Genomic DNA, 13,326 nt, shown 5'->3' with positions numbered 1-13,326 from the left:
CATATTTTGCAAAAATTAAAAAAATATTTTGTCGACCTTTTTCCCGGTAACCGCTTCTTTATTGGCCTGGGCAGCTTAGTAGCATTATTTATTCTTTCATTTTACGTGCCGGCATTGCAATCTTTTTCCATAGCGATATTTTTTGTATTTATCATTTTTTGTTGCCTGGATTATTCGCTCTTATTTTTCACCAAAAAGTTTCCCACAGCGCAAAGAATTACCCCACACCGTTTCAGCAATGGCGATTTTAATACGATTCAATGGATAATAAAAAATGATTTTAGATTTCCTGTTTCGGCAGAGCTGATAGACGAGCTGCCTGAACAATTACAAATAAGAAACCTCAGAAAAAAGATTAAGCTAAAAGCAAAGGGGCAAAGAAAAGTTTCGTGGAAATTTAAGCCTTTGGAAAGAGGGGAATATCATTTTGGCGACATCCATCTTTTCATTTCAACTCCTTTACAAATTTTCAAAAGAAGATTTACCACCAGCGCGGCCCTGGATGTTCCTGTTTACCCGGCCTTTTTACAATTACGTAATTACGAATTATTTTCAGGTACTTTTCTGAATGCTGAATCAGGAAATCAACGAATGCGTAAAATAGCGCAAAGCATGGAGTTTGAACAAATAAAGGAATATGTTTCGGGCGATGATATCCGCACGCTGAACTGGAAAGCTTCTGCCCGAAAAGGTGGTTTGATGATTAACAGCTTTATGGAAGAAAGGTCGCAACAGGTGTATTGCATAATTGATAAGGGAAGGTTGATGAAAATGTCTTTTGATGGAATGACGCTCCTGGATTATGCCATCAACAGTTGCCTCGTGCTCAGCAATGTCTGTTTAAAAAAACAAGACAAAATAGGCGTCATCACTTTCTCAAATAAGTTTGGAAACATCCTGGCGGCAGACAGAAAAGTTTCACAGGCTGAAAATATTTTGCAACTATTATATAAACAAAAAACTGATTTCCTCGAAAGTGATTTTGAAATGCTTTATCTGCAAATCAGGAAGAAAATCAAGCATCGCAGCCTGCTGATACTATTTACCAATTTCGAATCTTTATCGGGGTTAAACAGGCAGATGGAGTATCTGCGCTCCATTTCACGCAATCATTTATTACTGGTAATATTTTTTGAAAATTCCGAATTGGACCATCTGCGCAATTCGCACGCGAAAAACATTGAGGAAGTTTATATAAAAACGATTGCTGAAAAATTCGCTTTTGAAAAAAGAATTATCGCTAAGGAACTTTCCAAATATGGGATACTTTCTATTTTATCTTCCCCGAAGAACCTTACGATAAACGCTATCAACAAATACTTAGAACTGAAAGCAAGACAGGCAATCTGATGAAAATAAATTAAGATGACGACACAAGAAACATTTGAGGAAGGAAAAGTTTTATTAATTGATAAACCGCTACACTGGACATCATTTGATGTGGTAAGAAAAATCAGGAATTTAATAAAAATAAAAAAAGTTGGTCATGCCGGCACACTGGATCCTTTGGCTACCGGCCTTTTAATTGTATGCACCGGAAAATTTACCAAAAAGATAAATCAATTTATGGCCCAGGAAAAGGAATACACGGGACAAATAACTTTAGGAGCCGTTACGCCAACGTACGATTTGGAAAGTGAACCGCGCGATTTTAAATCTATTGATGGCATAACACCCAAGCTGATTGCAGAAGCCGCCCAAAATTTTATTGGTGAAATTTTACAAACTCCTCCTATCCATTCAGCGATAAAACAAAAAGGCAAACCTGTGTATCTTCAGGCCCGCAAGGGAATTGATGTAATCATTGAACCAAGAAAAATTTCGATTAAAAGCTTTGAAATTACTGCAATTGAAATGCCCGTTGTTTCTTTCAAAGTAGTATGTTCCACCGGAACGTATATCCGAAGCCTGGCAAATGATTTTGGAGCGGCCCTTGGTTGTGGAGGTCATTTGTCAGAACTGAGAAGAACCCGCATTGGCAATTTTAAAGCAGAAGATGCTATGAGCATCGTTAAGTTTGAAGCTTCGTTAGAAAACGAAAAATAGATTTATTTTGAGCGGAAGACGGGACTCGAACCCGCTACCTACAGCTTGGGAAGCTGTCGCTCTACCAGGTGAGCTACTTCCGCTTTTTGTGCAATATAAAAAATTCTTGTCGGACAAATTTTTAATTTTCTGTTCTTTAAATCTTATCGCTGCCTAGAAGAATCGTTGTTCATTATTTACGAAATAAAAAAATTAATTTTTTATTCGTTTACTACAATTATCATTCTTCCAGGTAATTCAAATCTTTATGAAAGGTTTCCTGTACATAATGCAAGGCCCAAAAAGATAGCCCAATGGTTATCACGCCTACTACCACTCCGGCATATATCAGCGAGCCATTAAACAAGCCGCGCAGGTATTGAAATAGCAGTGTAACAGGCACCACTGAACCTCTTACAAAATTGGGAACTGTTGTTGTAACTGTTGCCCGGATATTCGTTCCAAACTGTTCTGTAGCAATGGTCATAAAAACCACCCAATAGCCTGCCGAAAATCCAAGGAAAAAACAAACAGCATAAAAGCCAGCCATGCTGATATTGTGCAACAAAAAATAAGCGGCGCTGGAAATGACAGTGAGCCCGAGAAATATGTAAACGACTTTTATCCTGCTCTTAAGCAACTGGCTTAGCAATCCACTTACAATATCGCCCAACACCAGGCCGCCGTAGCAATACGCTACCGCAGCGCCTGCATTTACAGTTCCTTTTACACCTAATATATTTCCGAATTCAGGTGATAAGGTGATGAGAATAGCCACTACATACCACGTTGGAATTCCGATAACTATTATGCGCAGGTATTTCATTAATCTTTTCCTGTTGATGAATAACGATAAAAAATCGCCGCGCCTGGTATCCTGCGTTTTCGCTTTTCCAAACATACCCGATTCACTTACGCCTATTCTCAGAAACAATAATAAAAGCCCTAATCCTCCGCCCACAAAAAATGACGTTCGCCAGTTGAATAATTCAGCCACAAAAAAACCAACCACCGCACCGCTAACGCCTACAGCCGCTACGATGGTCGTAGCATAACCACGCTTTTCTTTAGGCATGATTTCGGCCACTAATGTAATGCCTGCGCCTAATTCACCGGCTAATCCAAAGCCCGCAACAAAACGCCAAACAGAATAACTTTCGATTGAGTTAACAAATCCATTTGCAATATTGGCTACTGAATACAAAAATATTGAGCCAAACAAAACATAAAGCCGGCCTTTTTTGTCGCCCAAAATTCCCCAGAAAATACCGCCCAGCAACAATCCCATCATTTGGACATCCAACAAAAAAATTCCGTTGTCCGTTAAAGTCTGTCCCGAAAATCCAAGCCCTTTTAAACTTGGAATTCTTACGATGCTGAACAATAGAAGATCATAGATATCTACAAAATAGCCCAAAGCAGCTACCAACACGGCGGCTGTAACCATAAATTTGCCCTGGCTTTCAGACTGAACAATTTTCATAAGCGTGGAAGTGTGATTCTTTTTAAAAACTTTATTTTATCTTTTGTCTTCGTTCCATAAGCTCGCGCCAGGTAGTTAAAACGAACCCATTATCTTTTAGAAATTTTTTAAATCCTGCATCCAGCATCGCCAGCATATCAGCCCTTCTTTTATCGCCGCTATCAGAAATTTCTGAAAAAACTGAAGAAGGATCTGTGCAATGCATGATTACCATGGTAACGCCAGGCTTCAATTTAAGCATTGCTTTTTCATAAAGATCTACTCTCCATTTGGCTAAAGCTTTCTCATTTTTTACGATATCAGCCGGAGGGTTCCAATCATAACTACTGTTGAGCAAATCATCAAGCACAGGCAAGCCGCCGTCCCAAATTTTTTTTCCCAGGTTTTGATAAGAATGAAGTACGTTATCCGGAATTTTCATCTCATCACTAATGTAAGTGTCATGGCCACCGGGAAACATTACGGGAATTTGTTTTTCGATGCCTAATTGAATATATTTTTGAAGAAATGCATCCGTGGCAAACAAAGTGCCCATGTGCGAATCCAAATGGGTAGGATGAAAATTCATTTTTTCTGCGCGTTGCAACTGCGCTCTCATTTCCTTATCTACCTCTTCAGCACTTGCATGTTTAACTACGTCGGCAACACCACGCCACATACTACCTGTGGAATCCACGAGGCCAGGAACCACCGCAGCGCCTGCCAGCGGCCCCCAGCGATAGTCTTTCCACTCTGAAGTAAGCGTCAGATGTAATCCTGCGTCAATGCCCGGATGAGCCTTGATATAACGAACCATTTGAGGCACCCACGGGCAGGGCATCATCACGCTCGTGGAATTAGCTACGCCCTTTTCAAAAACTTTTTCGACGCCGCGATCAGAACTTAAAGACATACCCGCATCATCCATATGAAGAATAATCACGCGGGCATCTTTTGGAAATCCGAGGCGTTGCGCATAAGTGCTGTCCTGCGCTTTGGAGCAAAAAGAAATTGCCACAAGAAAAATAAAAAGAAAAATTTTTTTCATAAAAAGCAATTCAGGAGATGTTTAAAACATCCGGCGTTAAATTTAATAATAAGCTTCAACCGGTGCAAAATTTCAATCCATGAAAGTAAGAAAATAAATATTTCCGGTTGCGTGTCGTTGCACTTATAACATAATCCCGATTTTATTCTTTCGAAATCATCAATACAATTTCTAAATTGCAGCCATGCGAAATTTTGAAGACACTTATCGCCACAAAGGTTTACGAAAAAAACTGATTGATTCTATTCGGGATAAAGGAATTACGGATGAAAACGTGCTGAATGCCATGATGAATATTCCCCGCCATTTCTTTATGGATACCGCTTTGGAACATATCGCTTACCAGGACAGGGCTTTTCCTATCGGCGAAGGTCAAACGATTTCCCAACCTTACACGGTAGCCTATCAAACGCAACTGCTGCAGGTGAAGCCTCATGAAAAAATTCTGGAAATAGGAACCGGAAGCGCTTACCAGGCAATGGTGCTGGCAGAAATGGGCGCCAATGTTTTCACCATTGAAAGGCAAAAAAAATTATTTGATACAAATAAGAATTTCAAATTAAGGCAACGCTATCCCTCCATCAAATATTTTTATGGTGATGGCTTTGAAGGCCTGCCCACTTATGCTCCTTTTGACAAAATAATCATTACGGCTGCTGCTCCATTTATTCCGCCTAAACTAATTGACCAATTAAAAACCGGCGGCAAAATGGTGATTCCGCTTGAAGGTAATGGCATTCAAAAAATGATGCGGATTACAAAAAATAGCGATGGCACGCTGGATGAAGAAGCTTTCTCAAATTTTTCTTTTGTGCCAATGCTGAAAGGCAGAAGCTGAAATAGTTTTTAATGTCTACTCTTACTAATAATTTATTTCAGGCGATTAAGTTTTTAAAATAGATTCGATATGACTAATAAACTTTTCAGCCGGCTCTAAAAGTTCGATTACTTGCTCCATCGAAAAATCAACAAAGTCCTCGTAATCGCCCGTCTGTCTCAAATCAAATATTCTTGAATAAAATTTCCCAATATCTTTCTCGATTAATCCATTTTTTATAAAATGAAGTCCAAACATCTGCCTGGTGCCAGTATGTGTAAGCGTTTCGATTTTCCTGTCAATTAGCAATGCGATTACTGCATAATAGCAAGCATAATATAATCTGTTGATAGCGGTGTTCCAAAGTTTGTGTTGAATAAGTAAATCTATTTCACCAAAGGTTTCTCTGGCTTTATTCATCCTGTAATTGACCAACTCTTTTCGCTCATTTGATGTCATAGCACCACTCCCTCTTTTAAAATATTCTTATAAAAAGGAGTAATTCTATGTTTGGTCTCCCACCTTTTTTTTGAAAGTATCAAAGGGCTGATAATTTTACCAGTTTCAAACTCAATATCGTATAGTGGATAGGCCACTCTTTTTGCATCATCATGAGTAATTTTGTCTTTATCAAGAAGAATGAGAAGGTCAATATCCGAATCGCTTTTATGATCCCCGCGGGCATAAGAACCAAACAAAATAACAGTCGCTTCAGGTTCTGTTGTATTTAGAGACAATTTAATACGTTCTATGATGTCAGATTCATTGTGCATACTTCAAAATTATGCTTTTTGGTATAGAAGATAACTGTATCTTTTGGGTTTACCCCAATCTTTCATCATTCTTAAATCTAAAATAAAAATTAATCCTATTTATCCGTTTACTATAAAATATAATTACCTGAATTACTAAACCATCTAAACTATCTAAACCTTCTAAACCTTCTAATCAATCTAAACCCTGCTTTCACCCTACAACTTAATATTGATGGCCGCCATAAAATTTATCCCGGCCATAGGAAAATAATAATTCTCCACTTGCAGCCTGCCGTCCGAAAAATAATTATACGTGTAGCCATTGGGCTCATACAAATTATTGAAAACATTATTCACCTGGAAAATAAAATTTACTTCTTTAAAAATCTTTCTAAAAATGGAGTAAGAAAATTTTACATTTTCTACGAAATAAGGATCGAGACTTCTGCTCACATGTGAGGTGTTGTCCAAAAATTGCCTGCCCACATATTTCGATTGTAAATTGATTTCAGCATTCTTAAGCGGGATAAAATTTATTAAAGCTGCGCCGACAACACCGGGTGAAAATGAAATATCCGTGTTTTGGTAATGATTTTGTTTTTGGCCGCCATTGTCATAATCATCGATATATTCCGTAAAATCTTTTATTTTATTTTCGCTGAAGGCAATATTCCCTCCGATATTTAGCCAATGATTTATTACTGAATTTCCCTGTAATTCAATGCCGGCGCGGTAACTGTGCGGCGCATTGGTTCGTGTATAAGCGCCTACATCATTGATTTTGCCTGTATTAACCAGTTGATTATGATAACTCATATAATATAATGTAGCTCCATAATTAAATGACGCATATTTTTTTTCAAGGCCAAGCTCGAGGTCGTAGAGCGTTTCAGGTTTTGGAATCTGGTTGGCGCCGGCTTCAAAATCATCGCGGTTAGGCTCTTTGGTGGCTACCGCAAATGAGGCATACACCTGGTAATTATTTCGATTGAATGAAATTCCGGCTTTTGGATTAAAGAAGCTGTAATTTTCTTTAATGCGGATGTCGGGCCGATCTTCAAATCCATCAATTTTATATTGAATAAAATGTCCCTGCAAATCTAAAAAACCTGTAAATCCTGCTCCAAAAGATTGCATCAGCTTAGCATACAGATTAAAATCATTCTTGATAGCGGGTGCATTGAAATATTTATAATTTTTTGGGAAACCTTTCTGAGCCCACGTTACAATATTATAATGCTTTCCATCATACTCTGTATAACCGCCGCCAAAAGTGATATTTGTTTTTCCTTTATGATATTGTAATGAAAAGATGGACCCATAAAAATAATTGTCAAGCCAAAGTCTTTGCACTAAATCTGTTGAAGTGATGGTGTCATTACCGTTAATAATATCCGAAAGAGAATAATCTTTGAAAGACTGATCTGCCTTGTAGTTTTCATAATATCCCTTGCCCCTTGAAAGAAATGCAGCAATATTATAACTCAAAACAGAGTTGATTTTGTGATTGTAAAAAAGCTGGTAATGTGTTTGAATGTAATTGTCAGTTTCATTTGCATAAGGTGCGCCAGGCTTTTCCGTACCAGACGAATTATAAGTCCGCGCACTATCCAGATAGCTTTGCGGCACGCCATTCCACGCCTGGTAGGTTTTTTCTTTACCACTGATTATATTGAACCGCAAAGAGCTTTTTTCATTGATATAAGCAGCGCTTACATAAAAAGACTTAAGGTTCGAGGTAGCTCTGTCAATATATCCGTCGCTGCTGATGCGTGAAAGTCTTGCATCAACCAAAAAATGATTGCCCATCAAACCAGAGCCAATTTTTAATGTGTTTTTCCAGGTGTTGAAAGAACCATAGCTATTGTTTAATTCAAGATATTTTTCTTTGTTCACCACATTGGTTGAAAGATTAATAGTAGCGCCGAACGCACCTGCGCCATTGGTGGAAGTGCCCACGCCACGCTGAATTTGAATAGAATTAACTGAAGAAGAGATATCCGGCATGTCTACGAAAAAAGTCCCCTGGCTTTCCGCATCATTGTAAGGTATTCCATTTAGTGTCACATTTATGCGCGAAGCATCAGTTCCGCGGATGTGGATGCCGGTGTAACCAACACCGTTTCCCGCGTCAGAATTTACGACTACCGAAGGCGTTTGGTTCAGCACAAATGGGAGATCCTGTCCAAGGTTCATTTGTTTAATCTGATCTTTATCCAGGTTGATTTTTGTAAACGGCGCTTTATCTGATGCACGTGTAGAAGTAATCTCAATATTTTCAAGCATCAATGTATCACTAAGCTTGTGAGTAGAAGTGTCTTGCGCTCTTGTGGCAAGTTGTAAAATAAGCAGTAAAGCAATTAAAAAGACTTTTTTCATGTTTGTAATTTTTTGATCAATACAATGCATGAAAAAGAAAAGGGGGATCGGTATCTGGTCCTTCCTTCGCAGGCATTATCCTGATCAGGTTTGCGGGTATTTTCTCAGCAACCTGGCCTAATAATAAAAATGGCCAGGTGCACCCCGGTTTAATACTTTTGAAAAGCAAAGATACGTGCAGAAAATTCATTTAAAAAAACTTGTAACTTTTTGTCATCAATTTCGTTACACACAAAAAAAGAATATGAAATCTATTTTGGTTTGCCTGTTTTCATTATTGGCTTTGCAAATCAGCGCACAGACAGTAATCAATGATAAAAATGTTGAAGTAAGAAAAATTGGTTCATTTTCCGCAATAAAAGTAAGCGGGGGCATCGATGTTTATTTATCGCAGGGAAATGAAGATGCAGTGGGTGTAAGCGCATCCGATCCGGAATACCGCGATAATATCAGGACAGAAGTAAAGAACGGCGTATTGAATATTTATTATGATAACAATTCCATTAGGTTGCGCGGCAATAAAAGATTGCGTGCCTATATTTCCTTTAAAAATATTGAAGGCATTGAAGGTTCAGGCGCCTGCAATTTTATCATTACAGGTACTTTAACGGGAGCCAGCGTAAAGGTAAAGTTGAGCGGGGCTTGCGAAATGAAAGGGATTGTAAATATTTCGGATGTTCAATTTGATCTTTCTGGCGCTTCTACAATTTCTGTAAGTGGAAAAATTGCGAATTTAAAACTGGAGGCAAGTGGCGCCAGTGATCTAAAGAATTATGAATTAACGGTTGGCAATCTCATTGCCCAGCTTTCAGGGGCAAGCGATGCAAAGCTGACCGTGAATAAATCGATTTCAGCAACCGCAAGTGGTGCAAGCAATCTATATTTTAAAGGCAATCCGGAAGTCAGAAAAATTAGTTCCAATGGGGCCAGCAATATATCATCAAAAGAATAAAAAATTTTAATTGCCATTATTTACCCAAAGCAAAAAATTAATAAGGGACTGATGTTTATTCAATGGTGTTTGGATATTGACAGAAGATGGAGTGACATTCTTAATTCGTAACGTCTCAATCAAATTATTGATTTGCGAAGAATCTTCCTTAACAGATTCATCCTGTTCTTTTTCTACTTCCAGCCAAAACTGAAGCTTCGGTTTTTTTCTTGATTTCGCAATCTTGTTTGTTATAGCAGAAAAATCTGTAAGCCTGCCTGGATTCGAAAAATCCTGTAAAATTCCAACTTTGTCAAATTTTTGCCAATTGTCCCACGCAATATCAAATGCTGAAATGCCCCCATCGCCCACGCCTGCAATAGTTATTGATTTAAAACTTCTGACTGCTGCTTTTTTCTTGATATAAGGCAGCAATTCATTTACTATAAAATCTGAATATTTTGAAGCGAGCGACCCATTATTTTGTCCATCCGTTATGCCGGCAACACCAAATTGCTGCTTTGCATCAAATGCCTTGATGGCTACTATTAATAACGCTTTGATATCTTTTTTCCGGTAAAGGCTGTCTGTAATTTTCATGGTGCCGTCCTGGTCAAAACCATTATTAAGTAACAACAAATTAAAATCGCTTTTATTGGATGGAGGCGGCGTACTGATGATAGTTAACGTAATGTGCTTTTGCAGATGTCGCGAATATATCTTCTCACTTCTTTCCTTTATTTTAGAATGGCAGGATGTAAATATTACCACAACCAACACTATTAAGAAGTTCATACTACGGTTCATAGATAAAAATTTATGATTTGCTAAAGTATTAAAATTTGGTTGCAAGTACTTAAGCCCTTACATTTGCAATCCTAAATCGCGAAGTAGAGCAGCGGTAGCTCGTCGGGCTCATAACCCGAAGGTCGGAGGTTCGAACCCTCCCTTCGCAACAAAAGCCCTGGAAAAAATTCCGGGGCTTTTTATTTCTATGTTTACTGTTTACGTATTGTTTTCAAAAAAGTTTAATAAAATCTATATCGGAATGACTTCCAACATGGAGCAACGATTCTTTTCTCATAATGAATTGTCAACAAAAGGCTGGACAAAAAATTTTAGACCCTGGATTATTGTTCATCAGGAACTTTTTGATTCGAAAGCTCTTGCACTCTTAAGAGAAAAGCAATTAAAATCAGCGCAGCAAGAGATTTTATCCGGGAAAAAATTATTCGCAAATAAACGAAGGGCTCATATCCGCCGGCTGGCGGACGGAGGTTCGAACCCTCCCTTCGCAACAAAAGCCCTGGAATTTTTTGCGGGGGCTTTTTATTTATAAATCTTTTTGTGAAATTATTACCGTTCACAAAAAAGAGGCTATCCTTTTGAGACAGCCTCACTAATCCCTATTACTAAAAAAATTGGGCGGAGTAATTTTATAAGCCAACCAGAGGATTTCAAAAGGCAATTTTCTAATTCTTCGTTATGAGTGCCAGGCCATTGAACTTTTCAAGTTCATTTCCTTCAATGAAAACTGAGTCGCCCTCATGATGAAGATTTATCTCTATCATTTCATCTATTACATCATCAATATCCGCATTTTCTGATTGATCCGGTGGCAGCAGCTCAATGTGGTTATTTTGCAACCTGGCTGGTTGAAAATAACCTTGTTTCACAAACAACGTCTTGCCGCGGCCATTATTTACAGCCTTCCAGATTTCAGTAAAGTCCGTCAATACATTTCGCGAGTTCACTGCTTTTTTAAGTTCCTGTAACCGTTCATTGTTTCTATCTTTTACCCATTTCTGCATTACCGGCCATGCAGCTTCAACGATACTGTGCGGTTTTTCATTCATACGGTTTCCAAAAAGTTTCGCAACAATCCTTTCCTTCTTATCAGTAACTTTTAAAAAGTCAGAATAATTTGATTCATCTGTAATAATGATTACGGGCATTAAATTTTGCTTCTGAATCTCATTTAATTGTTTGCCAACCTGGTTAAAAAATTCTTTGGCGAGGTTTGTCCTGCGGTTCCCAAAAGAAGCCTCCAGGCGCTTTAGTTCATTGATATCGGGGTTCAGCAAAGGGAATCCTGTATTTACTTCCTCAACCACTTTATCATTAAAGGCTTCAATTAATCTTGCTTTATCGCGGCTAAGTAATAAAACATAGTAGCCCGTTTGGCGATGCCCTGCGCGAACCAAATCTCTTGTAGCAAATGTTTTATCTATAATTATTCTATTTTCCACATTCAGCGGTAGCCGAACATACTTTGCCAGGTTTTCATTGACAAAAAGCGCAAGGCCTTCTTTGTTATGGCGATGATTGATACTTTCAGCAAGCTGATTTAATTTCTGTATCATCCGTTCTACAAATTCTGAAGAAAATCTTTCTTTTAAACGCTGTTCCGCTTCTTTTATAAGATTTTTTAGCACGATGGGATCTTTTTCATTTTCCGGCAGCGTACGATGTGTTTGAAGTAGGATTGTAATGCAACAATCAGACTTCACGTTTTTTAATTCTTCTAAAGTTGTATTCATAAATTATGCTTTGTCATTAAGTTAAGCCTTAAATGCCAGATAACCTTATGAATTGAGCGGAAGAAATTTTATTAACTTATAATTTTAAATTCAGCTTATCGTATGTGAATCAGTAAACGAAACTTTAATCGATTTTTTTATTCTGCCAAAAAAGCAAACTATATCGAAGTATTTCTTAAAAATTTTAAAGTAAAGGAAGAAGATATTAATTAAGAAAAGTTTAAACTGTTACATTTAAAATTTTAAAGTAGCCGGCAAATATTTTTTAATAAGATCTTCGTAATACGGCCTCAGCTTATTGATATCAGGCGGTTCCGGGCACTTTGAATAAAGATCATAAGGGTTAAACAGCTTTACCCATTTCAGCATTTCCTTGTCGTGGTCGTCCAGCAGATAATCATATTCACCTTCGCGGTGCCAGGCGTAAAAAGAATGATAGCGAAGCATGTATAATCCTTCTTCAGGAATATAATCCTTCATCATCTGGTAAATGTATTCATCATGCCCCCAGGAAATATGCACATTTTTTAGCCCGCAGTTCTTTTCATAAACGCCATATTTTGTATTGTAAGCCGGGTTGTTATAGTCAGGATTATTTTGAAAAAATTCAGGATAAACTATTTTATCCGAATAGGCGCATCCAACAGGGAAAGTATCTCCTACCACAGCCCATTGCGGCTCCCCAAAAAGGCAAAGCACCTTTCCCATGTCGTGCATGAGGCCGGTCAATACCATCCAATCGGGATGACCATCCTGGCGAATGGCCTCTGATGTTTGAAGAAGATGCTGAAACTGATCCAAATCGGTATCCGGATCCGAATCGTCTACTAACTGATTGAGAAAATTAAAAGCGTCCCAAACAGGCATTTCTTTTTTATTGAACTGAAGGAAATTATTTTTCTTTTCTTTTACAAAATCATAGGTCTGATACGTGTGGTTCAGCCGGTAAAATTCTTTCACGGTATCTCTGCCGGGTGTTTCATAATTTCTGTATTCTTCTTTTGACTTGGCCTTTACCTCAGGCTCCGGATATCTTTCAAGCACATCGTCTTCCCATTCGTCAAGGCTATTCAGTGGATTTGTTTCAACAGAAGAAAAATTATTTTGATTTTGCATAACTATGGTATTTTAAAGTAATTATAAGGCAATTTCCACATTTTTGTTATATGTTTCGATTTTAATTACGAAACCGGTTTCGGGAAATTATAACTCTGAATATCCTGACTCTTAACAGACCTTCAGAAAAACTCTAAACTTTTTTTTAAACCGCCGTTCCTAGTAAGTAAACCCAGGCATCGCAGCCTGAGATTCTGTTAGAACGGTACGTAACAGTCTCCCGTTATACCGCTCCGATTTTCCAACCGTTGGT

Annotated in this window: 13 protein-coding genes and 2 tRNA genes; 6 read left to right on the top strand and 9 right to left on the bottom strand. The window is 38.1% G+C overall.

Going from position 1 to position 13,326, the window contains the following annotated elements:
• Positions 1 to 6: 6 nt before the first annotated feature.
• Both EFY79_RS09025 and truB read left to right on the top strand, forming a co-directional pair.
• Entirely contained in the window at positions 7 to 1,350 is a 1,344-nt protein-coding gene (locus EFY79_RS09025) for a DUF58 domain-containing protein (RefSeq protein ID WP_123120378.1), read from the top strand.
• 15 nt (positions 1,351 to 1,365) lie between these two features.
• A complete protein-coding gene (gene truB, locus EFY79_RS09020; protein ID WP_123120377.1) occupies positions 1,366 to 2,046 on the top strand; it encodes a tRNA pseudouridine(55) synthase TruB in 681 nt (226 codons plus the stop codon).
• Positions 2,047 to 2,056: 10 nt separating this feature from the next.
• Here the strand turns inward: truB and EFY79_RS09015 are convergent.
• From EFY79_RS09015 to EFY79_RS09005, 3 genes are all read right to left on the bottom strand, one after another.
• Positions 2,057 to 2,129, bottom strand: a tRNA-Gly gene (locus EFY79_RS09015).
• Positions 2,130 to 2,266: 137 nt separating this feature from the next.
• Positions 2,267 to 3,508 (bottom strand): MFS transporter, encoded by a 1,242-nt coding sequence (locus tag EFY79_RS09010; protein WP_123120376.1) that lies wholly within the window; start codon positions 3,506 to 3,508, stop codon positions 2,267 to 2,269.
• A gap of 31 nt (positions 3,509 to 3,539) precedes the next feature.
• Entirely contained in the window at positions 3,540 to 4,535 is a 996-nt protein-coding gene (locus EFY79_RS09005; RefSeq protein WP_123120375.1) for a polysaccharide deacetylase family protein, read from the bottom strand.
• Positions 4,536 to 4,719: 184 nt separating this feature from the next.
• On the opposite strand from EFY79_RS09005, the gene EFY79_RS09000 reads away from it, so the two are divergent.
• Positions 4,720 to 5,373, top strand: a complete 654-nt coding sequence (locus EFY79_RS09000) for a protein-L-isoaspartate(D-aspartate) O-methyltransferase (protein ID WP_123120374.1) — start codon at positions 4,720 to 4,722, stop codon at positions 5,371 to 5,373.
• A gap of 45 nt (positions 5,374 to 5,418) precedes the next feature.
• On the opposite strand, the gene EFY79_RS08995 is transcribed toward EFY79_RS09000, so the two are convergent.
• The 3 genes from EFY79_RS08995 to EFY79_RS08985 all read right to left on the bottom strand — a co-directional run bounded on the left by EFY79_RS08995 (position 5,419) and on the right by EFY79_RS08985 (position 8,486).
• Positions 5,419 to 5,811, bottom strand: a complete 393-nt coding sequence (locus tag EFY79_RS08995) for a HEPN domain-containing protein (protein WP_123120373.1) — start codon at positions 5,809 to 5,811, stop codon at positions 5,419 to 5,421.
• On the bottom strand, positions 5,808 to 6,125 hold the full coding sequence (locus EFY79_RS08990) for a nucleotidyltransferase domain-containing protein (protein ID WP_123120372.1): 318 nt from the start codon (positions 6,123 to 6,125) through the stop codon (positions 5,808 to 5,810). Before EFY79_RS08990 ends, EFY79_RS08995 begins: the two co-directional genes overlap by 4 nt.
• A 198-nt stretch (positions 6,126 to 6,323) precedes the next feature.
• Positions 6,324 to 8,486, bottom strand: a complete 2,163-nt coding sequence (locus EFY79_RS08985; protein WP_233577962.1) for a TonB-dependent receptor — start codon at positions 8,484 to 8,486, stop codon at positions 6,324 to 6,326.
• Positions 8,487 to 8,730: 244 nt separating this feature from the next.
• Between EFY79_RS08985 and EFY79_RS08980 the strand changes: the two genes are divergently transcribed.
• Entirely contained in the window at positions 8,731 to 9,438 is a 708-nt protein-coding gene (locus tag EFY79_RS08980) for a head GIN domain-containing protein (RefSeq protein ID WP_123120447.1), read from the top strand.
• A 6-nt stretch (positions 9,439 to 9,444) separates the two neighbouring features.
• Here the strand turns inward: EFY79_RS08980 and EFY79_RS08975 are convergent, their stop codons facing one another.
• A complete protein-coding gene (locus EFY79_RS08975) occupies positions 9,445 to 10,224 on the bottom strand; it encodes an alpha/beta hydrolase-fold protein (protein ID WP_123120370.1) in 780 nt (259 codons plus the stop codon).
• 77 nt (positions 10,225 to 10,301) lie between these two features.
• Between EFY79_RS08975 and EFY79_RS08970 the strand changes: the two genes are divergently transcribed.
• Positions 10,302 to 10,373, top strand: a tRNA-Met gene (locus tag EFY79_RS08970).
• Positions 10,374 to 10,411: 38 nt separating this feature from the next.
• Positions 10,412 to 10,756, top strand: a complete 345-nt coding sequence (locus tag EFY79_RS08965) for a GIY-YIG nuclease family protein (protein WP_123120369.1) — start codon at positions 10,412 to 10,414, stop codon at positions 10,754 to 10,756.
• A 133-nt stretch (positions 10,757 to 10,889) separates the two neighbouring features.
• Here the strand turns inward: EFY79_RS08965 and EFY79_RS08960 are convergent, their stop codons facing one another.
• Positions 10,890 to 11,957, bottom strand: coding sequence for an AOC03_06830 family ribosome hibernation factor (locus EFY79_RS08960; RefSeq protein ID WP_123120368.1), 1,068 nt, complete (start codon positions 11,955 to 11,957; stop codon positions 10,890 to 10,892).
• A 234-nt stretch (positions 11,958 to 12,191) separates the two neighbouring features.
• Positions 12,192 to 13,073 (bottom strand): inositol oxygenase family protein, encoded by an 882-nt coding sequence (locus EFY79_RS08955; protein ID WP_123120367.1) that lies wholly within the window; start codon positions 13,071 to 13,073, stop codon positions 12,192 to 12,194.
• Positions 13,074 to 13,326: the final 253 nt, after the last annotated feature.

Origin of the sequence: Hanamia caeni (assembly GCF_003721595.1) — a bacterium.
In the GTDB taxonomy this organism is placed as follows: Bacteria; Bacteroidota; Bacteroidia; order Chitinophagales; family Chitinophagaceae; genus Ginsengibacter; species Ginsengibacter caeni.
This window is presented reverse-complemented; position numbering and strand designations above follow the sequence as displayed.